The sequence below is a fragment of the Phenylobacterium aquaticum genome (genome assembly GCF_947378715.1).
Classification (GTDB): Bacteria; Pseudomonadota; Alphaproteobacteria; order Caulobacterales; family Caulobacteraceae; genus Phenylobacterium; species Phenylobacterium aquaticum_A.
Map to the genome: position 1 here is coordinate 1 of NZ_CANCLE010000062.1, position 20,965 is coordinate 20,965.

At 68.1% G+C, this 20,965-nt stretch carries 22 protein-coding genes, 1 tRNA gene and 2 pseudogenes; 14 read left to right on the top strand and 11 right to left on the bottom strand.

From position 1 onward, the window contains the following. The 4 genes and pseudogenes from Q7P21_RS10150 to cobA form a co-directional block, all read right to left on the bottom strand. Positions 1-195: pseudogene (locus tag Q7P21_RS10150) on the bottom strand (oxidoreductase); the annotation flags it as partial. Next, positions 179-1,834 carry a nitrite/sulfite reductase gene (locus Q7P21_RS10155; RefSeq protein ID WP_304176993.1) on the bottom strand — a complete coding sequence of 552 codons (1,656 nt, stop codon included), beginning with the start codon at positions 1,832-1,834 and terminating at the stop codon, positions 179-181. The pseudogene Q7P21_RS10150 and the gene Q7P21_RS10155, both read right to left, overlap by 17 nt. Before the next feature lie 13 nt (positions 1,835-1,847). Continuing rightward, positions 1,848-2,213: a DUF2849 domain-containing protein gene (locus Q7P21_RS10160; RefSeq protein ID WP_304176994.1), complete on the bottom strand. Its 366-nt coding sequence runs from the start codon at positions 2,211-2,213 to the stop codon at positions 1,848-1,850. Between the two features lie 62 nt (positions 2,214-2,275). Further along, positions 2,276-2,977 (bottom strand): annotated as a pseudogene (gene cobA, locus Q7P21_RS10165) (uroporphyrinogen-III C-methyltransferase); the annotation flags it as partial. A gap of 280 nt (positions 2,978-3,257) precedes the next feature. On the opposite strand from cobA, the gene gcvA reads away from it, so the two are divergent. Continuing rightward, on the top strand, positions 3,258-4,214 hold the full coding sequence (gcvA, locus tag Q7P21_RS10170; RefSeq protein ID WP_304172289.1) for a transcriptional regulator GcvA: 957 nt from the start codon (positions 3,258-3,260) through the stop codon (positions 4,212-4,214). A 10-nt stretch (positions 4,215-4,224) separates the two neighbouring features. Here the strand turns inward: gcvA and Q7P21_RS10175 are convergent, their stop codons facing one another. Next, positions 4,225-4,572: an Hpt domain-containing protein gene (locus Q7P21_RS10175; RefSeq protein WP_304172291.1), complete on the bottom strand. Its 348-nt coding sequence runs from the start codon at positions 4,570-4,572 to the stop codon at positions 4,225-4,227. Positions 4,573-4,664: 92 nt separating this feature from the next. Between Q7P21_RS10175 and Q7P21_RS10180 the strand changes: the two genes are divergently transcribed. The 4 genes from Q7P21_RS10180 (at position 4,665) to Q7P21_RS10195 (ending at position 7,713) form a co-directional block, all read left to right on the top strand. Then, positions 4,665-4,740: transfer RNA gene (locus tag Q7P21_RS10180), tRNA-Lys, on the top strand. 204 nt (positions 4,741-4,944) lie between these two features. Beyond that, positions 4,945-5,907 (top strand): phytanoyl-CoA dioxygenase family protein, encoded by a 963-nt coding sequence (locus tag Q7P21_RS10185; protein WP_304176996.1) that lies wholly within the window; start codon positions 4,945-4,947, stop codon positions 5,905-5,907. A gap of 22 nt (positions 5,908-5,929) precedes the next feature. Next, positions 5,930-6,895, top strand: a complete 966-nt coding sequence (locus Q7P21_RS10190) for an aldo/keto reductase (RefSeq protein WP_304176997.1) — start codon at positions 5,930-5,932, stop codon at positions 6,893-6,895. Next, the gene (locus Q7P21_RS10195) at positions 6,889-7,713 is read left to right on the top strand and encodes an alpha/beta fold hydrolase (RefSeq protein ID WP_304176999.1); all 825 of its coding nucleotides are present in this window, start codon (positions 6,889-6,891) and stop codon (positions 7,711-7,713) included. The genes Q7P21_RS10190 and Q7P21_RS10195 overlap by 7 nt, the downstream gene beginning before the upstream one ends. Positions 7,714-7,745: 32 nt before the next feature. On the opposite strand, the gene Q7P21_RS10200 is transcribed toward Q7P21_RS10195, so the two are convergent. Then, a complete protein-coding gene (locus Q7P21_RS10200) occupies positions 7,746-8,675 on the bottom strand; it encodes a TetR/AcrR family transcriptional regulator (protein ID WP_304177001.1) in 930 nt (309 codons plus the stop codon). Between Q7P21_RS10200 and Q7P21_RS10205 the strand changes: the two genes are divergently transcribed. After that, positions 8,568-8,945, top strand: coding sequence for a VOC family protein (locus Q7P21_RS10205; protein WP_304170138.1), 378 nt, complete (start codon positions 8,568-8,570; stop codon positions 8,943-8,945). The genes Q7P21_RS10200 and Q7P21_RS10205 overlap by 108 nt on opposite strands. A 37-nt stretch (positions 8,946-8,982) precedes the next feature. Here the strand turns inward: Q7P21_RS10205 and Q7P21_RS10210 are convergent, their stop codons facing one another. Further along, a complete protein-coding gene (locus Q7P21_RS10210; protein WP_304177003.1) occupies positions 8,983-9,531 on the bottom strand; it encodes a CatB-related O-acetyltransferase in 549 nt (182 codons plus the stop codon). 150 nt (positions 9,532-9,681) lie between these two features. Here Q7P21_RS10210 and Q7P21_RS10215 point away from each other — a divergent pair, with 150 nt between their 5' ends. Then, complete coding sequence (locus Q7P21_RS10215; RefSeq protein ID WP_304170140.1) at positions 9,682-10,284, top strand: methyltransferase domain-containing protein; 603 nt, start codon at positions 9,682-9,684, stop codon at positions 10,282-10,284. Here the strand turns inward: Q7P21_RS10215 and Q7P21_RS10220 are convergent. Continuing rightward, positions 10,271-11,140, bottom strand: coding sequence for a glycosyltransferase (locus tag Q7P21_RS10220; RefSeq protein WP_304177004.1), 870 nt, complete (start codon positions 11,138-11,140; stop codon positions 10,271-10,273). The two genes, Q7P21_RS10215 and Q7P21_RS10220, sit on opposite strands and share 14 nt — an antisense overlap. Next, the gene (locus tag Q7P21_RS10225; protein WP_304177006.1) at positions 11,137-11,895 is read right to left on the bottom strand and encodes an alpha/beta fold hydrolase; all 759 of its coding nucleotides are present in this window, start codon (positions 11,893-11,895) and stop codon (positions 11,137-11,139) included. The genes Q7P21_RS10220 and Q7P21_RS10225 overlap by 4 nt, the downstream gene beginning before the upstream one ends. Before the next feature lie 136 nt (positions 11,896-12,031). On the opposite strand from Q7P21_RS10225, the gene Q7P21_RS10230 reads away from it, so the two are divergent. From Q7P21_RS10230 to Q7P21_RS10255, 6 genes are all read left to right on the top strand, one after another. Further along, positions 12,032-12,769: a class I SAM-dependent methyltransferase gene (locus Q7P21_RS10230; RefSeq protein ID WP_304170143.1), complete on the top strand. Its 738-nt coding sequence runs from the start codon at positions 12,032-12,034 to the stop codon at positions 12,767-12,769. 100 nt (positions 12,770-12,869) lie between these two features. Next, positions 12,870-13,619, top strand: a complete 750-nt coding sequence (locus tag Q7P21_RS10235) for an alpha/beta fold hydrolase (protein ID WP_304170144.1) — start codon at positions 12,870-12,872, stop codon at positions 13,617-13,619. 173 nt (positions 13,620-13,792) lie between these two features. Further along, positions 13,793-15,613: an NAD(P)/FAD-dependent oxidoreductase gene (locus tag Q7P21_RS10240; RefSeq protein WP_304170145.1), complete on the top strand. Its 1,821-nt coding sequence runs from the start codon at positions 13,793-13,795 to the stop codon at positions 15,611-15,613. Between the two features lie 275 nt (positions 15,614-15,888). Further along, positions 15,889-16,560, top strand: a complete 672-nt coding sequence (locus tag Q7P21_RS10245; RefSeq protein ID WP_304170146.1) for a lysozyme inhibitor LprI family protein — start codon at positions 15,889-15,891, stop codon at positions 16,558-16,560. Positions 16,561-16,633: 73 nt separating this feature from the next. Continuing rightward, complete coding sequence (locus Q7P21_RS10250) at positions 16,634-17,554, top strand: hypothetical protein (protein ID WP_304177007.1); 921 nt, start codon at positions 16,634-16,636, stop codon at positions 17,552-17,554. A 110-nt stretch (positions 17,555-17,664) separates the two neighbouring features. Beyond that, on the top strand, positions 17,665-18,132 hold the full coding sequence (locus Q7P21_RS10255; protein ID WP_304177009.1) for a hypothetical protein: 468 nt from the start codon (positions 17,665-17,667) through the stop codon (positions 18,130-18,132). A 3-nt stretch (positions 18,133-18,135) separates the two neighbouring features. On the opposite strand, the gene Q7P21_RS10260 is transcribed toward Q7P21_RS10255, so the two are convergent. After that, complete coding sequence (locus tag Q7P21_RS10260) at positions 18,136-19,332, bottom strand: acyl-CoA dehydrogenase family protein (protein ID WP_304177011.1); 1,197 nt, start codon at positions 19,330-19,332, stop codon at positions 18,136-18,138. Between the two features lie 182 nt (positions 19,333-19,514). Between Q7P21_RS10260 and Q7P21_RS10265 the strand changes: the two genes are divergently transcribed. Then, a complete protein-coding gene (locus Q7P21_RS10265) occupies positions 19,515-20,549 on the top strand; it encodes an MBL fold metallo-hydrolase (RefSeq protein ID WP_304177013.1) in 1,035 nt (344 codons plus the stop codon). Here the strand turns inward: Q7P21_RS10265 and Q7P21_RS10270 are convergent. Further along, positions 20,546-20,965: hypothetical protein (locus tag Q7P21_RS10270; RefSeq protein ID WP_304177015.1), on the bottom strand; the 420-nt coding region annotated here is incomplete at its 5' end. The genes Q7P21_RS10265 and Q7P21_RS10270 overlap by 4 nt on opposite strands.

Below are 20,965 nucleotides of genomic sequence, written 5' to 3' on the forward strand. Positions count from 1 at the left end.
CTCGACCTCCTCGGCCGGTTCGACCCGGACGCCGACCGCGCGGCCTTCGGACAACAGCCGATCGCCTTCCGCCTGGAAGCGGGTGAGCGAGATGATCACATCGCCCTGCGGCAGGTCTTCCTCGTCGGGAACCGCCGTGAAGGCGTCGTCGACCAGGGAGAAGGCGCCTTCGGTCAGCTTAACGAGCGTCGGCATAGACAGCCTCCTTGAACGGCGCGTCGCCGGTGCGGCGGTAGGTGTCGAGGAAGCGCTCGCCGTCCTGGCGTTCGCGCAGATAGACGTCCACCAGGGTGTCGATGGCGTCGGTGACCTTGTTCGCCGGCAGGGCCGGACCCAGGATCTTGCCGACCGCCGCGTCCTCGGCGCCGGAGCCGCCCAGGGTCAGCTGGTAGAACTCCTCGCCCTTCTTATCGACGCCCAGAATGCCGACATGGCCGACATGGTGGTGGCCGCAGGCGTTGATGCAGCCACTGATCTTGATCTTCAGCTCGCCGATCAGCTCGGCGCGGTCCTGGTCGGCGAAGCGGGTGGCGATGTCCTGGGCGACATTGATCGCCCGGGCGTTGGCGAGCGCGCAGTAGTCCAGGCCCGGGCAGGCGATGATGTCGCTGATCAGGTTGATATTGGGCGTCGCCAGGCCGGCCGCCTGCAGGGCGGCGAACACCTTGGGCGCGTCGTCCAGCTTCACATGCGGCAGGACCAGGTTCTGCTCGTGCGTCACCCGGATATCGTCCTGGCCGTAGAGCTCGCCCAGCTCGGCGATCACGTCCATCTGGTCGGAGGTGGCGTCGCCGGGGGTGTCGCCGATCCCCTTCAGCGAGATCTCGACGATGCTGTAGCCGGCCCGCTTGTGCGGCTTCAGATTGTTGCGCGCGAAGCGGGCGAAGGCCGGATCGGCGGCCTTGGCCTGTTCGAACGCTTCCGAGCGGTTGACCAGGGTGTCGAAAGCCTTGGGCGCGAAGGCGCCGCGGATGCGGGCGATCTCGGTGTCCGGCAGGTCGCCGTCGACCCCGACCTTCTCCCATTCCGCCTCGACCTGACGGCCGAATTCCTCGGCGCCCAGGGACGAGACCAGGATCTTGATCCGGGCCTTGTACTTGTTGTCCCGCCGACCGTGGCGGTTATAGACCCGCAGGATCGCGTCCAGGTACGAGAACAGCCGGTTGGCCGGCAGGAACTCGCGGATGGTCGGGCCCACATGCGGGGTGCGGCCCATGCCGCCGCCGACGATCACCTCGAAGCCCAGCGTCCCGTCGCGGGCGCGGCGCACCACCAGGCCGATATCATGGACCTTGGCGGCCGTGCGGTCCTTGGGCGAGGCGGTGACCGCGAACTTGAACTTGCGCGGCAGGAACGAGAATTCCGGATGCAGCATCGACCACTGGCGGATGGCTTCCGACCAGACGCGCGGATCGTCGATCTCTTCCGCCGTCGCGCCGGCATAGGGATCCGACGTCACGTTGCGGATGCAATTGCCGCTGGTCTGGATGGCGTGCAGGTCGACGCTGGCCAGTTCGTCCAGGATGGATGGCGTGTCCTTCAGCTTGATCCAGTGGAACTGCAGGTTCGTCCGGGTCGTGAAGTGGCCGTAGCCCTTGTCATAGCGGCGGCCGATATCGGCCAGCTTGCGCAGCTGGACGCCGTTCAGCGAGCCATAGGGAATGGCCACCCGCAGCATATAGGCGTGCAGCTGCAGATAGAGGCCGTTCATCAGCCGCAGCGGCTTGAACTGGTCCTCGGTGATCTCGCCCTTCAGGCGGCGATCGACCTGCTCGCGGAACTCGGCGGCGCGGTCGGCGAGGAATTCCCGGTCGAGGGTGTCGTACTGATACATGGGGCCCTCCCTCCTACTTGCGCTTGATCAGGTCGACGCGGCCGGTCGAGCGGGCCGCGCCATGGGCGTGCTGCAGGGCCGCAATCACCGCCCCGCCCTCGGCCTGTTTGCCGTGGGTCGGATGATTGGTGGGGCCCAGCGCACGGATGCGTTCACGATAGGACAGCGGCGCCCACAGGCCTTCGCTCTCGATCAGGTCGATCAGATAGGGCTCGACCACCACGGTCGGCTGGCTCTTGGCGTGACCTTCGGCGGCCTCGCCGGCGGCGGCCTGGGCGTCATCGAACAGTTCAGCGTCTGCGAAGCGCTCGACCCACTGGCCAGCCTTCCAGAACACCACCTCGCCGTCGCTGAGACGGTTCGCGGTCAAGGCTTTCATTGGTTCACTCCCCGCTCGCGGCCCCGAGCTTCGACAAATTCAACAAGATCTGGTCCCCCGGCCTGGGCCAGGGACATGGCCTCGCCCACGATCAGCAGGGCCGGCCCGTTCACCGCCTCGGCCGCCTCAGCCAGGCCCGCGAGCGTCGTGACGATCCGGCGCTCGTCGGCGCGGCTGGCGTTCTCGACGATCAGGGCCGGGGTGGCCGACCCGCGGCCGGCGGCCAGCAGACGCGCCGCGATCCCCGCCGCGGTCGACAGGCCCATATAGATCACCACCGTGTGGTTGGCCCGCGCCAGGCTCGCCCAGTCCAGATCGGGCTCCGCGCCCGCCGCCGCATGGCCGGTGACGAAGGTCACCGCCTGGGCGAGGCCGCGATGAGTCAGGGGCGCGCCGGCGCCGGCCGATGCGGCCAGGGCGGCGGTCACGCCCGGAATCACCTGGCAGTCGACCCCGGCCGCACGGCAGGCTTCCAGCTCCTCGCCACCACGACCGAACATGAAGGGGTCGCCGCCCTTCAGCCGGACGACCTTCAGGCCCTCCCGGGCGAAGGCCACCAGCATGAGGTTGATCTCGTCTTGCGCATAGGAATGGCGCGACTTGCGCTTGGCCACCGAGATCCGGCGCGCCGAGGCCGGGGCCAGGTCGAGGATTTCGTCGGAGACCAGGCCGTCATGCACGACCACATCGGCGGCCTGCAGGACCCGCAACGCCTTGAGGGTCAAGAGCTCTGGGTCGCCAGGACCGGCGCCGACCAGCCACACCGCGCCGGGCTTGGCGCCCGTCACGCCGGACGTCGCGCCAGACAGCACCACCAGCCGGTTGGCGGCGGCGGTCCGGGGCCGATCCGAGGCGCGGCGGGAGGGCATGGGCTTTAGCTTCTCTAAACGCTATAGTGGTGAATCGAAGCGGGACGGGCTTTCACCCGCCCCGCGAGGTGTCTGGCGACGAAAAGGGCCGATACATCGCCGGACGCTTGCAAATTGGTCGCCGGGGCCCCAATTCGCAACCCAAGGACTTCTGCCGGGGCTGTCAGGAAAACTCGTGGAACGGAACTCGGAACGACGCCGCCTGCCACCGTTGAACGCCTTGCGGGCGTTTGAAGCGGCCGCACGGCATCTCAATTTTTCTAGGGCGGCTGACGAGCTGTCGGTGACCCCGGGCGCGGTCAGCCAGCAGATCCAGAACCTGGAGGACTATGTGGGCGCGGCGCTGTTCAAGCGCACCCCCAAGGGCCTCCTGCTGACCGACGCGGCCCAGACCGCCCTGCCCGCCCTGCGCGAGGCCTTCGACCGCCTGGCCGAGGCGGCCTCGATGCTGACCGCCGCCGTGGATGGCCGGCGGCTGACGCTCACCGCCGCCCCCTCCTTCGCCGCCAAATGGCTGGTGCCCCGGCTCGGCAAGTTCGAGGAACTACACCCCCAGGTCGACGTCTGGCTGTCCGCCGGCCTGGAGCTGGTCGATCTGTCGACCGGCGAGGTCGACATCGCCATCCGCTATGGCGGTGGCCGCTATCCGGGCCTGGAGGTCCGCCGGCTGATCGGCGAGACCGTGATCCCGGTGCTCAGCCCCGACCTGCAGGCGACCAATCCGCTCAACACCCCGGCCGACCTGGCCGGCCACATCCTGCTGCATGACGGCTCGCCGGAGCCGGACGACTCCTGCCCCGACTGGACCATGTGGCTGGCCGCCCGCGGCGTGCGCGGCGTCGACGGGGCGCGGGGCCCGCGCTTCAACCAGTCGAGCCTGGTGATCGAGGCTGCGGTCAACGGCCGGGGCGTGGCGCTCGCCAAGCGGACCCTGGCCCAGGCCGACCTCGACGCCGGCCGCCTGGTCGCCCCGCTGCAGATCGCGACCGCCGTCGACTTCGCCTATTACGTGGTCCACCCCAAGGCCAAGGGCCGCCTGCCCCAGGTGAAGGCGTTCCTGAACTGGATCATCGCCGAGGCCGAGGCCCACGAGGCCGCCCTGCTGGCGCTGGACAACGGCGCGGGGATCTAGCCACCCAACCTCAACGCGGGGTCTTCAGGGACTGCAGCGCCCGCTCATGGGCGTAGGCGGCGATATCGGCCAGGGCCGCGTCCAGGGCGTCGCGCACGGCGTCCAGCCCCTGCGCGCCTTCGGCCTCCGCCGCCTGGCAGACATCGCCCAGGGCATGGGCCCCGATGCCGCGCGCAGTGCCCTTCAGGGTGTGGACCGCGTCGCGCCAGCCCTCCGACGCCGGATCGAGCATCATCGACCACATGCGGGCCTGTTCGCGGAACAGGGCCAGCACCTCGTCGACCACGCCCTGGTCGCCCGCGGCGAAGCTTTCCAGGAAGGCGAAATCGACCGCGCCGGTAAGGTCTCGCCTGGCCATGAAATTCTCTCCTTGGGCGGCTTGCAATCAGCGAAGCATCGCGTATGTTCCGCGCCCTCGCCGCCAGGGCTTAGATGCCTCGGAATCGCGATGGGTGCATAGCTCAGTTGGTAGAGCAGCTGACTCTTAATCAGCGGGTCGTAGGTTCGAATCCTACTGCACCCACCATTCTTCTGGTGGACGAACTTCCTCAAATCTTATCCGGTCGCGACGACCGCCTGGCGCGGGAACGCCGCGCCTTGGCCGTTCGCAGGGCCACCCCCCGGGGCGGGCAGGCATGCGGGCTTGACGCTCAATCCCACCGCTCGCTAATAATGACGCTTGTTGCAATAGCGTGACCGACCTCAGAGTCGGCGCATGGGGGGGCATCTGATGGACAAGGCGATTGGGCAGGCTGAGGCCAACCGCGCAGGGTCGGACGATCCCGAGATCGCCGCCCTTCGCGCGCATCTCGAAGCCCACAACGGAATCAAGGGGCTGGAGATCCTGCAACCTGGCGACACAGGCCACGCCGTCGATCTCTTTCGCCGCGACGGCTTCGTCGTCATCGCGAACGCCCTGAACGACGAACAGACCGAAATCCTCGCGACGGGCTGTCGCGAGGTGACTGCGGAAATCCTCGCCTTGGACCAGAGCCGCAAGGGCAATCGGGGGTCGCACCGATACTCGTTCGGCGGATGCAGCCTCACGCGCAGCCAGCTCCACCGCCCGGAGTGGCAGATGCTGCTCGACATCCCTGTCGTCACCGAGGCGGTGACCGCGATCTTTGAATCGTCGGACTATGTGCTTCGGGCGGCCAGCGGCGATTTCTGCCTTCCCGGCGCGGTGGAATATCAACCCCTGCATTCGGACGTCCGCGATTGGCAAGCCCCGGCGACCACGCCCTTCAGCGCCTTCCATGACCCGCGCGGCCAACTCACGATCCGCGACCTGCCCTGCCCCTACCTCTGCGTGAACTTCCTTCCCCAGGCGGTGACCCGCCTGAACGGCCCGACCCGTCAGATACCGGGCACCCAGCATTCCCGCGTGCCGATCCCCAGTCTCGCGGACGAGCCGGAATGGATGAGGCTGAGCACGGTTTGCCCGGCCCCCGCCGGCGCGATCATGATCCGCGATGTGCGGGCCTGGCACGGTGGCACGCCCAACATCTCGGACGCCGTGCGGGCGATCCCGAATCTGGAGTTCTACGCGCCCTGGTTCCGCGAACCGATCGTCCCCGGGATCACCTACCGCGATTTCAAGAAGCTGTCGGACCACGCCCAGCGCCTCGTCAGGCACTGCGTGGCCGATTCAGGCGAAACCCTGGTCACCGGCGCGACCCTGCGCGCGCCATGACCTGTTCGGACGGATTAGCCCCATGAGATATCGCCGGCTGGGTCGATCCGCTCTGCAGGTCAGCGCGCTTTGCCTGGGCACCATGAACTTCGGGCCGCGAACCTCCGCGCCGGAGAGCTTCGCGATCCTCAACGCGGCGGTGGGCGCGGGGATCAATTTCATCGACACCGCCAATCAGTATGGCGGCCAGCTGGGGGTCGGAACGACAGAGACCATCATCGGCGATTGGCTCGCCGAAGACCGCAGCCGGCGGGACAAGATCGTGCTCGCCACCAAGGTCCATGAGCCGATGTCCGAGGACGTCAACGACCGCGGGCTGTCGGCGCGCCATATCCAGATGGCCTGCGACGCGAGCCTGAAGCGTCTGAAGACCGATCACATCGACCTCTACCAGATGCACCACATCGATCGCGCCGCGCCGATCGAGGAGATCTGGCAGGCGATGGATCACCTGAGGCGCCAGGGCAAGATCACCTATGTCGGCTCCAGCAACTTTCCGGGCTGGAAAATCGCCCAGGCCAACGAGAAGGCGATCGCGGCCCGCCAACTGGGCCTCATATCGGAGCAGAGCCTCTACAACCTCATCGAACGCCGCGCCGAGCTCGAGGTGATCCCCGCCTGCCGCGAATACGGCCTTGGCGTCATCACCTGGAGTCCCCTCGCCGGCGGGTTGCTGGCGGGCGACGCGCCGGACCAGGGCGGACGCCGTCAGTCCGACGACATGAAGCGCGCGGCCTCCTCCCGGTCCGCCCAGCTCTCCCAGTTCGCCAGCCTCTGTCTGGACCTGGGCCAATCCACCAGCGTCGTCGCCCTGGCCTGGCTGCTCCACCAGGATGGCGTAGCCTCGACGATCATCGGGCCCCGGACGAAGGCGCAACTGACCTCGGTCATGCAGGCGCCGGACCTCACGCTCGACGCCGAGGTCCTGGCGCGGATCGACGCCATTTTCCCGGCCTGCGGCCCCGCGCCGGAGGCCTATGCTTGGTAGTCCGTCCCGACCCAGGCGCAGGCGCGCCCAAGGCGTCCTGGCGATCTGGGACGGTGGAGATTTCCGGCGGCCGCCTGGCGTTTCACCGCACGGGCGGAAGCGGTCCCGCCCTGTTGCTGTCCCACGGCCTCACCGACAATGGCCTCTGCTGGTTCAGGCTCGCCGCCGCCCTGGCCTCTGATTTCGATGTCATCATGCTGGATGCGCGGGGCCACGGCGAGAGCTCCAGGATCCGCAGTGAAGCGGCTCATGACCCGGGTCTGGACATCGCCGAGGCGATTGACCAGCTGGGCCTGATCAATCCGGTGGTGATGGGACATTCGGTCGGCGCCCGCGCCACGGCGGACTTCGCCAGCGCCCATCCAGGCCGGGTGTCCAAGGTCATACTGGAAGACCCGCCCTTGCTTCCGCCGGCCAGACCCGCCTCCGCCGAGGCGCGCCGCGCGAGGTTTCGCGACCAGGTTCTGGCCTTTTCCGCCATGTCCGAGGCTGAGATCATCGCCATGGGCAAGGCCGCCTCGCCCAGCTGGCACGACGATGATTTCCCCGCCTGGGCCGCCGCCAAGAAGCAGGTCGATCCCGCGGCCCTGCCCGCCTACGACGCCCCCTGGCAGGACGCGATCGCGGGGATCACCGCGCCCACCCTGTTGATATGTGGTGAGGTCGATCGGGGGGCTCTGGTCTCGCCGTCGCTTGCGATGGAGGCGAAGGCGGTCAACCCCAATATCCGCAGTGTTGAGATCAGACACGCCGGCCACAACATCCGCCGCGAGAACTTCACCGACTATCTCTCGGCGGTTCGCGCGTTCCTGCGGTAGCGGTGCGGGTCATCGGCCCCATCCGCTTCGCCCTAAAGCTTCAGCGGGCGATCACCATCCAGCGCGGAAAGGCCGCCCGTGATCAGTTCCACACACATCTCTGTCGCGGAATCGACGTCGACCTGACCCTGGGCGACGAGCCGGCCCGCCTGATCCGTCAGGGCCGACAGCAGGTCGACGACGGCGATGGCGAGCGGCAGCGGCAATTGGAACTCGCGGCGGATGGCGCGCACGAAATAGCGGATCGTCTGCTCGCGATCGCTACGGCTATCCTCCTCCATCAGCCGCGCGACGGAGGGATCGGCCAGCAGGGCCGCGATCAAGGCGCCGCGATCCAGGGTGTGCTGAAGATAGAGCCGGGTCGTCTGGCGGATCAGGTCGGCGAAGCTCACCGCCTGGAGCGCGCTGGCCATCCCCCGGTCCCGCAGTTCCGTCTGCTCCCGGTGCATCAGGGCCGCGAGCAGCGCGTCACGGGTCGGGAAATATCTGTAGACCAGACCTTTGCTGATCCTCAGGTCGCGGGCGATCCGCTCCATGCTGACCGCATGGAGGCCCTCCTCCAGGATCAGGCGCGCGCTCTCGTCCAGGATCTGCGTGCGCCGGGTTTCTGGCGCGAGCCGGATGCGCTTGCGGGCGGAAGTTGAGGTCAATCGGGACGCGCTCCGACGAGGAAGGCCAACAGTGCCATGACTCGGGCGCAACCCAAGCCGCCGCGCCGGGCGCGGACCTTTCTGGCGAGTTCGCCGAAGCTCCTGGCTTGCGGCGCACCCGTGGCCCGTGGAACAAGCCACACCGTCGGCTCGCACCGATAGCCAACCGATGTCCGGCTGAGCTTCAAGGGAAGGAACACACCGATGTTTTCGCACATCATGGTCGGCGCCAACGACCTCGACAAAGCCAAGACCTTTTACGACGCCGTCCTGGGCACGCTCGGCGTGGGCCCGGCCATGGTCGATGGCCACCGCATCTTCTACATGACCCCCACCGGCGTCTTCTCGGTGTCCCAGCCGATCAACGGCGAGCCCGCCTGCTACGGCAACGGCGCGACCATCGGCTTCGCCTGTAAGGACAGCGCCCAGGCCGACGCCTGGCATGCGGCCGGCGTGGCCAATGGCGGTGTCTCCATCGAGGATCCGCCGGGCGTGCGCGAGGGCGGCATGGGCAAGCTCTATCTCGCCTATCTGCGCGATCCCGACGGCAACAAGCTGTGCGCCCTGCACCGCATGGGCTGATGTGAGACGGCTGGCGGCCTCGCGGTGCGCCAGCCGATCACCGCCCGACCCGCTGGATCAGCGCTCGTAGCCGGCCTGCATCCGGCGCGGTCGAGAGCTCCGGGGCGATCTCCCGGATCGTCTCGACAGGCAAGGTCCACCACCGCAGCTCCAGCAGCAGCGCGATGATCTCCTCGGAGAACCGCGTCTTCAGCGCCTTGGCCGGATTGCCGCCGACGATCTGATAGGGCGCGACGTCCTTCACCACCGTGGCGTTGGCGGCGATCACCGCCCCGTCGCCGATCCTCACGCCGGACATGATGGTCACCCCGTGGCCGATCCACACATCATGGCCGATCCGCACATCGCCGTTGGTGGCCGGATGACCGACGATCCCTTCCCCGCCCAGTTCCTCCTGGAAGATGTGGCCGAAGGGGAAGGTGGTGATCCAGTCGGCGCGGTGATTGCCGCCCAGGAAGATGGTGATCGACGAGGCGATCGAGCAGAACGATCCGATCTCCAGCCCCGCCCCCTCGCCCCACTGGCGGACCAGGACATTCTCCACGCCATAGGTGAAACGCCCGATGCGCACGGGGCTCCTGCCCACATGTTGCAGTCGTTCCTCAGAGCTCGGCTTCATGACGGGACCTGTGACTTCCGCTACCTAGCGGGGATTCGCCCCCTCTCGGAGGCGCGATCCCTGGCGGGCGAGGCTCAGGCCTCTATGCTCACGCTGGAATTCCTTCGGATGGACCTGATGTCAACGCCTGCTCCGACCAAGATCAATCTGGGCAGCGGCAAGGACTTCAAGCCCGACTACCTGAACATCGACGTCTCGCCCTACTGGTCGCCGGACATCCTGGCCGATGTCAGCGGCGACTTCCCGGCCGGCGGGCGCCAGACCTTCGCCACCCGCCGCTTCGGCGACATCGAGGTCGCCCATGGCGGCTTCGACGAGATCGTCTGCAACGACGTGCTGGAGCATGTCCCCGACCTGGTCCGCACCATGACCAACGGCCTGAACCTGTTGAAGGTCGGCGGGCTGTTCAACATCATGACGCCCTATGACCTGTCCTACGGCGCCTGGCAGGACCCCACCCATGTGCGGGCGTTCAATGAGCGCAGCTGGCTCTATTACACCGACTGGTTCTGGTATCTGGGCTGGACCGAGAGCCGGTTCGTCATGCGCCGGCTCGACTACATCATCAGCCCGGTCGGCCGCGACCTGCGCGCGCGGGGCGAGCCCCAGGACGTGATCCTGCGCACCCCACGCGCCGTCGATTCCATGAAAGTCTGCCTGGAGAAGATCACCCTGTCGGAGGCGGACCAGGCCGCCCTGCGGAACTTCACCCCCGGGTGAGGGCGCCCAAGGCGGCGCGCAGCATCGGCGCCTGGGGGCGGGCGGAGAAGGCGGCGAACCCCGCCTGGCCCAAGGCCTGGCGCCGCGCCGGATCGGCCAGCAGGTCCAGGCAGGCCTGGGTCAGGCCCTGATAGGGCGCGAAGGCGATCCCCTCGCGCAACGGCGCCTCCAGTTCGTCGTCGAGCCCGGTCTCCGAGACCACGCAGACCCGGTTGGCCAGCAGGTAGGAGACCCGCACGATCTCGAACACCTGGGCCTCGTAATAGTGGATATTGATCACGATCCGGGCCCGCGCGATCAGGGCGTCGCGCGCCGCGCCATAGAGATCGAAGGCCGCCTTCACCCTCACGCCCCGGGCGGCCAGATCGTCCAGGGCCGCGCGGCGCCGGGCGTTCATCGACCCGATGAACAGCACGTCGACATCCTGGTCCGGCGCCGGCGCGATGCGGCTCAGGCCGGGCGCATAGCCAATGCCGCAGAGCGTCGCGGCGATCCCCTGCTCCGCCAGGGCGGCGATGTTACGGGCGCTATAGTCCCAGACCGGATAGGCGCGCAGCAGGTCCAGATATGGCGGGGTCATCCAGGTCGAGCCCGCCTGAACCTGCTCCAGATTGTACAGCACCAGGCCCGGGGGCCGCACCCCAGGATGGCCGGCCAGCAGATTGGCGCCCAGCACCACGGCCCGCCCGGCGATCTGGTCCAGCCGGGTGACGACGGGCGCGTCGAACCCCAGGTCCGCGAACGCCTCGCTCAGGCCTGCCGCCACCTCCTCGAAACCCCGGCTGTGGGTGTAGCCCGCCGGCGTGACGATCCACAGGCAATAGCCGCCATCAGTCGCAGGGATCAGGGATGTCACCGGATCTGGCTTTGCGCGGTCAGGATCGCCCCATTGACCGCCACGACCACCAGCCAGGCCGCAGTCTTGGCGAGGTTGTGCCCCGCGTCCGGGGCCAGCATCACCTCTAGTCCCGGACAGGCGTTCAACACCTCCCGGTCGGCGGACGACACGAAGCTGGGGAACTGGGCCAGGGCGCGTTCCGGCTCCAGCGGAACGCCGCCGACAACGATGGAGGTCGGCACGGTCGTCCCACCCAGCACCCCACGATAGTCGACGTTCACCTCGCCGCGCGGCGTAACGCCAAAGATGTTCTCGACCCAGGCCAGGAGGCTCGGCGTGACGAGCTCCGAGGTGACGATCTCGCGCAACTTGTCCCGCATCGGCCACAGGCCGATCGTGCTGAGCGGCGGGTCGCAGGCCACCACCGCCGCCATTTCCTTGGCCTTGAGCGACATCGCCACCAGGCCGCCAATCGACAGCCCCATGACGACGACCCGCCGGTTGGCGAACATCCGGGCGATCACCTCATCGAAGGCCGCCGCGAAGTCGGGCACGGAGGAGCGATCCAGAAACGGCGTGTACATGCCGGGAAGGTGCGCCAGCACCACATCGGCCTGGGGAAAGGCGCTGACCAGGATCGTCCAGTCATCGCGGCCGCCGAAGGCGCCCCGGATCACCAACAACACGGGACGCGAGGCGTCGTGCTGGCCAAACCGGCCCCAAAGCGGGATGTCGCCCTTGGAGGTGCGCACGGTGCGTTGTTCAAGCTGCATCGCCACGACCTCTACGCGACAACCCGGACTTGGCCCAGTCACGCCGCCGCGAATCCGCCTCAACGGCGCGGAGCGCGATCATACGCCTTGAGACTTGCCGCCAGCCAAGCTAGCGCCTGATGCAAGGAGGCCCGCCATGCCGTCATATCGCAGCAATTTCTTCTGGGGCGTCTCGGACCACGAGGCCTTCAACCAGGGCCTCGACGGCCTGATGGCGGCGGCCAAGGTCAAGGATGGCTGGTTCGCCGGCGACAACCTGATCGCCTTTGGCCGCAACCTGGGCTTCCTCAGCGACGCGCGGTTCATCAAGGCCTGGGACACCCACGCCAAGATGTCCCATGAGCGCGGCGTCATGTGGCGCACCGCGACCGTGGTCTGGGCGGCGCGCCAGGCCCTGCGCCGGGCCGGCGATTTCGTCGAGTGCGGCTGCTACAAGGGGGTCACCGCCCGCATCCTGATGGACACCGTCGACCTCGGCGACCGGCGCTATGTGCTCTACGACCTGTTCGAGCATAACGCCGCCATGAGCCACCACGCCATGCCCGAGCATGGCGCCGACCTGTTCGACGCGGTGAAGGCCCGGTTCGCCGAGTTCCCCAATGTCGGGGTGGTCAAGGGCGCGGTGCCGGGCAGCTTCGGCCCCGAATTGCCGGACCAGATCGCCTTCGCCCATATCGACATGAACAACGCGCCGGCCGAGATCGGGGCGCTGGACGCGCTGGAGTCCCGCCTGGTTCCCGGGGCGGTGATCGTGCTCGACGACTTCGGCGCCCTGCCCTATCGCGCCCAGCATGTCGCCGAGACCGAATGGTTCGCCAAGCGGGGCATCGCGGTCCTCGAACTGCCCACCAGCCAGGGACTGGTGATCTGGTGACCGGGACCGCTCTGTCGACGCGGTCACCTGCGTCGATGGCGCCGCCTGAGATGGCCGGCCGGCTCGGAATTGTCGGAAATCGCTTGGGGAGCCCTCGAACTTGAGCCTCGAGATAAAAGTCGTACCCACCGATTTCGGCGACATCTGGTTGCGGGCCCGGTTCAATCGCCAGGCGCCGGACCGGCCGATCCTGCTGATCATTCGCGGGGCCTTCGCCCGACTGGACGACTGGACCATCCTCACCCAGGTGTTTCGCCAAGCCGATGTGGTGATCGCCGATCTGCCGGGATTCAATTGCCCGGGCCTCAGCGTTGCGTCCGTCCCGGAATTCGCCCTGGCCTTTGAACAGGCGATCGACAGCGCCTTCTCCGACCGGAAGGTCGTGGTCTTCGGCATGTCGATCGGCGGTCTGGTCGCCATGTCCCTGCGCAACGCCCGGGTCGCCGGGGTGATCGCCTGCGACCCGCCGCTGACCACGATCGACCTGTGGCCGCTGCGCGCCATGCTGCGGGAGTATGTCGAGCGCGAGACCACGACGCCCTACATGCTCCAATGGGTCGAGAAGGTGTTTGGCGTCACGGCCGAGGGCGCCGTCAATGTCGACTATACCGGCCTGCTCGACCACCTGCCGCGACCGACGACGATCATCGTGGCCACGGAGCCCCTCGAGCCTGAACGGCCCGTATCGTCGATCCCCGGGCTCATCAACGCTGCGGACCGCAAGCGCATCTTCGCCATGACCGACATCGGCTGCTTCAGCTCAAAGGGCGGGCACAACGTGGCGCTTCAGGACAAGTGGACCGTCGCCGCGACCATCAACCTCGCCCTCTACGGCGCCGACCGTCTCTGATCCTGCCGACCGCTTCGTGTTGGAGACGGCCGCCTGACGACGCCTCGGCGGGGTCGCCATACTCGAAATTCGAATATATACTGGCATCGTAAGGGTCGATTTAGGCCCTGACGCCGCCCTGTCCTGCGCCCGCCGGCGCGAGGGTTTCCGTATTTTGATCGAGGTATTTTCCGATGACGATTGCCGACGACACGACGCAGGCCTCGCGTCCCGCCATCGACAAGAAAGCTTTGCTCGCCAAGTACATCGCCGAGCGTGACAAGCGCCTGCGGGCCGATGGCAACAGCCAGTACCTCGAGGTGAAGGGCCGGCTGGCCCACTATCTCGACGACCCCTACACTCCCCGCGTCGAGCGGGCGCCCAAGACCGACCATGTGACCTTCGCCTTCGTCGGCGGCGGATTCGCCGGCCTGGTGACCGGCGCGCGTCTGGTCGAGGCGGGCGTCACCGATGTGCGCATCATCGAGAAGGGCGGCGACTTCGGCGGCACCTGGTACTGGAACCGCTATCCGGGCGCCCAGTGCGACACGGCCTCGATGATCTACATGCCCCTGCTCGAAGAGACCGGGCACATGCCGACCGAGAAATACGCCCACGCGCCGGAAATCCTCGAGCAGTGCCAGCGGATCGGCAAGCAGTACGGCCTCTATGAAAACGCCCTGTTCCACACCGAGATCGAGGATCTCAGCTGGGACGAGGCCAATTCCCGCTGGGTGATCTCGACCAATCGTGGCGACCGCTTCACGGCCAGCTTCATCGGCCTGGGCACCGGCCCGCTGCATGTGCCCAAGCTGCCCGGCATTCCCGGCATCGAGAGCTTCAAGGGCCACTCGTTCCACACCAGCCGCTGGGACTATGACTATACCGGCGGCGACCCCAAGGGCGCGCCGATGGCCAAGCTCGCCGACAAGCGGGTGGCGATCATCGGCACCGGGGCCACCTCGGTCCAGGCCGTGCCGCACCTGGCCAAGGCCTGCAAGGAGCTGCTGGTCGTCCAGCGCACCCCCTCCTCCGTCGACGTCCGCGCCAACGCCCCGATCGATCCCGAATGGTTCAGCTCCATCGCCACGCCCGGCTGGCAGTTGCGCTGGCTGGAGAACTTCACCGCCAACCAGGCCGGCGGCAACGCCGAGGTCGATCTGGTCCAGGACGGCTGGACCGACCTGTCGCGCCGGATCCGCGGCAAGATCATGCAGCTGCCGCCGGAAGACCGCACGCCGATGAAGATGCTGGCGGCCTATGAGGATTCCGACTTTGAGAAGATGGAGGAGATCCGCGCGCGGGTGAATTCCATCGTCGCCGACACCGAGGCGGCCGAGAAGCTCAAGGCCTGGTACCGCCAGCTCTGCAAGCGTCCCTGCTTCCACGACACCTATCTGCAGGCCTTCAACACCCCGGGCACCCGGCTGATCGACACCGACGGCAAGGGCGTGGAGAAGATCACCGAGAAGGGCTTCGTGGTCGCCGGCGTCGAGTACGAGGTCGACTGCATCATCTACGCGTCCGGATTCGAGGTCGGCACCGAGTACAAGCGCCGCGCCGGCTTCGACCTCGTCGGCCGCGACGGGCTGAAGCTGTCGGAGGCCTGGGCCGAGGGCATGAAGTCCAAGCACGGCATCCATGTGCACGGCTTCCCCAACGCCTTCTTCGTGCAGCCGACCCAGGGCGCGAACCTGATCTCCAACGTGCCGCACAATCTGACCGACTCCGGCCGCACGATCGCCACCATGGTCAAGCACGCCCTGGACGTCGGCGCTCAGCAGGTGGAAGTCACCCAGGAGGCCCAGGACGCCTGGGTCGAGCTGCTGCTCACCGGCATGGGCCGGATGATGGGCGCCCCCGACTGCACCCCCGGCTACTACAACAACGAGGGCCAGGATCCGGGCCCGGCGGCCAAGCTCAATGTCGGCTATCCGGCCGGGGCCACGGCCTATTTCAAGTACATCGACGCCTGGCGCAGCTCGGGCCAGTTCGACGGCGTGGCGTTCCGCTAGAGTCCGTTTCGGTTCAAGGGCGGGCGTCTCCAGCTTGGATGACGCCCGCTCGCCCCGTTCGCGCCCCGAAATGGGTAAAGGCGCAGAAAAAGCCGACGGTCTCCCCGTCGTCTGTGTCAGTCTGTTCTGCTGAAGATATCCATTGGCGGGGTGGCGGGCCCCGTCAGTAAGATCATCGTGGACGGGCGGCACGATCTAGACTTGATAGATCATCAAATCACGACCTCAGACTGCAAAATCTGGGCGGATCATCTCCGTCCGGAAACGGCTGACCGATGAGCGAACCCTCGGCGCCCAAGCCGGGCCGCCCGGCGGGATGGGGGACGCGGCGGCTGGTCCTGGCCGGGGCGGCCTGCCTGCTGCTGCTGGCCGGGCTGGTCGGCTGCCAGACCTGGCGCGACCTCGCCAGCCTGATGCCCGGCGCGACCCATGCGAAGGTCGATCGGTTCTACCGGCCGGTCCAGTTCACGGTCGGGCCTCAGCCGGTCAATGTCCGCAACGGACCGGGCGCCAAGTTCCACAGCCTCGGCGGCCTGGAGGCGGGCAGCCAGGTCACCGCGCTCGGACGGACCATGGCCGCCAATGGCGCCTCCTGGCTGATGGTCCGCTATGGCTATCACCCCCTGGCCTTCATCAATGAGCGGCTGGTGGTGGGCCCTGGCGGGACCAGTTCGCTGGCCACCAGCTTCAACTGCGTCCAGGCGCATGAATGGGCCGAGCGGGCCATCTGCAGCGACACCGCGCTCGCCAAGGCCGACCGCGACCTCTCCCTCGCCTATTCCCGGCAGATCGCCCTGCACCCCGGCCCCGACCAGGAAGCCCTGCGCGCCAGCCAGCGGGCCTGGATCGTCACCCGCAACGCCTGCGTCACCGATCCTCAACCGACCGATTGCGTGGCCAAGGCCTATCAGGCGCGCATCGCCGCCCTGGCCGTTGCGGCCCCTTAGGGGTCCGCGCGGGCTTGCGCACGCCTCAACTCGCCCTAGCATCGCGCCGCGCCCGACACCTGGAGACCCGGCCATGAGCTTCGACACGCCCCTGATCCTGAGCGGCCCTTTGCGCGGCCCCCGTCAGATGCTGGCCGACCAGGAATATGGCGGCCACTCCTCGATCCATGACGACGCCATGGCCGAGAAGCTGGGCTTTCGCGCCGGCCCCATCGAGGGGCCGACCCATTTCAGCCTGTTCCCGCCCTTGCTGGAGAAGATCTGGGGCCAGGCCTGGTTCGAGCGCGGCTGCCTGTCCTCCCACTATCTGAACATGGTCATCGAGGGCGAGGAGGTCCGCGCCTTCGCCGCCTGGCCCGCTGAGGGCGCGACCACCACCCGGGTCTGGGCCGAAAAGGCCGACGGCACGCCGGTGCTGGAAGCCAGCGCCAGCCTGGGCCCCGACCATGGTCCGACCCTGCTGGAACAGCGCATGGCCCAGCTGCGGCCGCCGGAGAAGTTGCTGATCCTCGAAGACCTCACCGTGGGCATGAAGGGCGCGCGCGACGAGGCCGTGCGCATGGACCCCGACCAGAATATGGGCGCGCTCTACCCCTTCTCCCTGAACCAGAAGCTGGCGGCGATCACCGAGACCTCGCCCTGGTACTCCGACGCCAAGGCCTCGCCCTGGGGCCGGGCGATCATCCCGCTGGAGATGGTCAGCGTGCTGGCCGAATATTCCAGCCGCCAGGCCGAGTTCCCGGTGAAGGGCCCGGCCGTCGGCCTGTTCGCCGACCAGGAGATCCGCATGATCGACGGCCCGCTGTTCGTCGGCGAGGACTATGTCATCCGCCGCGAGATCGCCGCCCTGGCCGAAAGCCGCCGCACCGAATCCTACTGGGTGCGGACGAAAATCTACGACGCCACCGGCGCTGTCCTGAAGGCCGAGATGCTGCTCAATCACGCGACCCTGAAGGACTCCTACGCAGGCTACGCCCAACCTGCGAGCGCCTGAGCCGCGCTTTCGAAATGGGGTGATCGCCGGTGGCCTTATCGCCGCCGCGCCCGTACCTGACACCGACGCGACGCGCGCGACCGACGCCGCGCCCGATGGAGATGATGATCTTGGCCGAGACGAAGCCTGCCGCCCGCAAACCCAATCCGGCCCTGCGCCTGGCCCTGATCCGCCAGATCCACGTCTATCTGGGGGTGTTCATCGCCCCCAGCCTGTTGTTCTTCGCCGTCACCGGCGCCCTGCAGCTGTTCAGCCTGCACGAAGCCCAGCCCGGCTATAAGCCGGCCCCGATCATCGAAAAGCTCGGCGAGCTGCACAAGAACCAGAAGTTCGCCCTGAAGCCCGCGCGTGCGTCCAAGCCCGCCGCCGCAAAGCCCGCCGCCGCTGAGCCGGCGCGTAAGACGCCCGCCTGGAATGTCGCGGCGCTGAAGTTCCTGTTCCTGGTGGTGGCTCTGAGCCTGATCGCCAGCACCGTGCTCGGGGTCTGGATGGCGCTGACCTATAACCGTCGCAAGCGCGTGATCTGGGCCCTGCTCGCCGCAGGAGCCCTGCTGCCGGCCCTGCTCGCCCTGGCCTGACGTTCAGGCCAGGAGCGCGCGCGCCATGACGTTGCGCTGGGTCTCGCTGGCCCCGGAATAGATGGTGGCCGCCCGCACGGCCAGGTGCTTGGCCATGGCCCGCGCGCCCACGTCCAGGGCGGGATCGATCTGGCCAAGCGCCTCAAGGCTCGCGGCGGCATAGGGCCCCGCGACCTCCATGGCCAGTTCGGCGACCTTCTGGTGCAGCTCGCTGCCGGTGAGTTTCAGCATCGAGGGCCTCAGGTCGTCGTTCGCCCGGGGCCGACCGGCGGGCAGGGCCGCCAGCTCCATCTGCTCGAAGGCCTCCAGCTCGATCTCCAGGCCGGCCAAACGGCGGCGCACGGCGGGTTCCAGGGTCGCCCCGGCCTCGGCGACGGCGATCTGGGTGCGGCGGAACACCCGGCGGACCAGGGCGGCGGGGGTGTTGTTCGACCGCGCCAGCTGCATCAGCCGCTTGGCCACCGCCCAGCCCTCCCCTTCCACGCCGATGCGGTTGGCGACCGGCACGCGGACATCGTCGAAGAATTCCTGGTTGAACTCATGCTCCCCGGCCAGGCCGGGGATCGGGGTGATGGTCAGGCCGGGGCTGGGCAGGTCGATCAAGAGGAAGGTCAGCCCCTCCTGGCGCCTGGCGCCGTCAGCGGTGCGGACAATGGCGAACATGCGGTTGGCGAGATGGGCGCCCGTCGTCCAGATCTTCGTGCCGCGCAGCACATAGTCGTCGCCGTCCCGCACAGCGCGCGTCGAGATCGCCGCCAGGTCGGAGCCCGCGCCCGGCTCGGAAAAGCCCTGGCACCACAGGTCCTCGCCGCTCAGCATGGGGGTGATGTAGCGGGCGCGCTGCTCGGCCGTGCCCATCTCGATCAACAGCGGCCCGATGCTGCGCAGGCCCGTGGCGAACAGCACCGGCGCATCATTGAGCGCGCACTCGCGGTCAAACAGGAACCGCTGCCGCGCGCTCCAGCCGGGTCCGCCGAACGCCTCCGGCCAGGCCGGCGCGATCCAGCCCTGGACATAGAGCCGGCGATGCCAGGTCCGGCAGGCCTCGATCTCGGAATGCACGCCCAGGGTCTGGGCCCCGGCCCGCCGCAGGTCCGGCGTCAGGGCGACGCCCAGAAAGGCCCGAACCTCGGCGAGGAAGGCCTGGTCGTCGCCGTCGGTCATGGCCCGCGACGGCGCTGGAGTGGCGAAGCTGTCCACCGCGATCCTTCCGGCAGGCGGGTTGGTCCTGCCGTGATCCTGGACCCCGGCGCGCCTCCCCGGCCTTGACCCAGGTCAAGCCAGGCCACAGCTCGAATATTATTGCACGATAACTGCCATTAGTTCACTCTGCCGCCAGGACCGGGCGAACCTTTCGGCGCGCCCGCCTGGGAGCCATGGGTATGATGTTTTCGCGACGGGTTCTGGCGGCGGCGTCCGCCCTGTTGATGCTCGGCTCCGGCGCGGCCTTCGCCCAGGCGCCGGCCCCCGCCGACAGCCTGAAGGTCACCCTCTGCGGCACCTCCGGCCCCTTGCCGGTCCGCGACCGCGCCAAGCCCTGCGTGGCGATCCAGGCGGGCGGTTCGCTCTATCTGGTCGATATCGGTTCAGAAGCGTCAGAGAACCTGCAGCTGTGGCGCATGCCGATCGCCACCACGCGCGCGGTGTTCATCACCCACCTGCACTCCGACCACATCGGCGACCTCGGCGAATTCAACATGCAGAGCTGGGTCGCCGGCCGTCCCGCCCCGCTGCAGGTGGTGGGTCCGCCGGGCGTCGAGCATCTGGCCTCGGGCCTGAACGAGGCCTATGGCCCAGACCACGGCTTCCGCCACGCCCACCATGAGCACGGCGCGGTCAAGCTGCCGATCGCGGCGGGCCTGCTGCAGGCCAGGGTCATCCCCATGCCGGCCAAGCCGGACGCTCAGGGCGTCCAGAGCCATGTCGCCTGGCGCCAGGACGGCCTGACCGTCACCGCCATCGCCGTGAACCACAAGCCGGTCGCCCCGGCCTATGCCTATCGCTTCGATTACAAGGGCCGCTCCGTCGTGGTCAGCGGCGACACCATCAAGTGGCTGCCGCTCGCCACGGCGTCCAAGGGCGCCGACGTGCTGATCCACGAGGCCCAGAACAACGGCATGACGCGACAGCTGTCAGACGGTCTGGCGATGATCGGCCAGGACCGGATGAGCTCGATCCTCGGCGACACGGTCAGCTATCACACCACCCCGGTCGAGGCCGCCGAGATCGCCAAGCTGGCGGGGGTGAAGCAATTGGTGCTGACCCATCTGACCCAGGCCGGCCTGCCCTTCTTCACGCCCGAGGCCTTCACCAAGGGGATCGACGCCGTGGGCTTCCCCAACTGGCGCCTGGCCAAGGACGGCATGACCATCGACCTGCCGGTCGGCGGCGACGAGATCCGTTTCGGCCAGAACTAGGCGGCGACCAGCGACCGGCGGCCAAAGGCCAGGATCACCACCAATACGGCCTCGACCACCATGGGCCCGACCATCTCCGGCTGCAGGCCCTGGACCAGCACCGTGATCACCCGGCCGGCCAGGGCCGCGCCGATCAGCAGCATGGGGGCGGTCAACAGCCTGGCGTCCGCGCGGATCGCCGCCGCCAGGGTCAGGCCGCCCACCACCCCGAAGAAGCCGGCGAGGTCAGCCCGCAGCGTCGCCAGGCCGAGCGGCCCCGTGGCCGACACCCCCAGCTTCGCCCCCGCCATGGCCGGATCAAGCCACAGCCGCGCGGTCAGCATGAGGGCCGCGAGCCCGATCACACCCAGCAGCAGACGCAGGACCAGTCGCATGGCGGAACCTCGAAGGACGATAATGACATTCACTATGCCACC